General features: G+C 32.8%; 1 protein-coding gene. It reads left to right on the top strand.

From position 1 onward, the window contains the following. Positions 1-93 precede the first annotated feature (93 nt). The gene (locus U9P79_06460; GenBank protein MEA2104265.1) at positions 94-1,155 is read left to right on the top strand and encodes a hypothetical protein; all 1,062 of its coding nucleotides are present in this window, start codon (positions 94-96) and stop codon (positions 1,153-1,155) included. The last annotated feature ends 36 nt before the right edge of the window (positions 1,156-1,191 follow it).

Here is a 1,191-nt window from a genome sequence, read left to right as displayed (position 1 = left end):
GGCGGATGAGAGATAATGGTTTATCAATTTTACTTAATCAATTCTCACACACGAGCAGCTCGTGCTCTACTTTTTCCCGAAAGGATTTAAGCCATGCAAACTATTGATATTGCAGGATATATTGAAGTATTAAAAGAACATAAAAAACAAATAGTTATCGTATTTTTAGTGATTTTCATACCGATATTTTTTATCAGCTTTGAAATGGAACCGACTTATGAAAGTGAAATCACATTGTTTACGGAACGGGTTCCCGAAAAAACTGAGGAAATCGTTTTTCGGAGAGGATCTACAAGAATTGATATGACGAGAGAGATTATTAGATTAAAATCATTAGCTTTTACAAAAAATGTTGTCCGAAGTCTTCCTGAATTCGTCTTCAATCACATTAATACGCAGTTAACCCTAAAAGAAAAAGTTTTTCAAAGGATAAAAAAAATCATTGGTGAAAAAAATTATTTTAAATTAAAAAAATTATTAGGTAGGCCCGAAGAACTGATTCAAACAGAAATTAAACTCGAAAATTCCGTAATTAATTTTGTTAAGGAGAATGTTAATATAAGATATAGAGGGAAAAGTATAGTTACAATTAAAGCGACCTCAAATAGTCCTGAGGTTGCTTATCAAATTGTGCAAGGTTACACAAAATTATGGCAATCCATCAATCTGGAAATTAACAAAAATGATCTTCAAACAGCTAAGATATTTATTGAAACTGAGGTGGAGAAGGCAAAAGAACAGCTACTAACATCTGAAAATAACTATCATAAATATAAAAAATACCTTGGTGTACCTATCAATATGGACGAATGGGACGTGAGAAATCTAGACCCGGAATTAGCAAAACTTTCCTCAGAAGTTCAATCGTCACGAGAAAGTTATTATTCCTGGTATAAAAAATTACAAGAAATCCAAATTTGGGAAAAACTAATTAAAAGTGATATTCAGATTGCTGATGCTGCTCAGATTCCAAAGAGGCCTTCCGGCTCCAGCAAAAGTAAAGTCCAAATAATCGCATTTCTCTTTGCCTTTATTTTCTCATTCGGAATTCCGATCTTAATTGATTTCCTAAAAGACTACATTAAACAACCCATAGATATTGAACGTTTATTGAAACTTCCGGTTGTTGCAGTTATTCCTAATATGGAGAGATAGCAACATGTCCCGTAAAGCAATCATCCCTGATTGCTC

The organism is Candidatus Cloacimonadota bacterium (genome assembly GCA_034661015.1).
Lineage (GTDB): Bacteria > Cloacimonadota > Cloacimonadia > JGIOTU-2 > JGIOTU-2 > JAYEKN01.
This window is presented reverse-complemented; position numbering and strand designations above follow the sequence as displayed.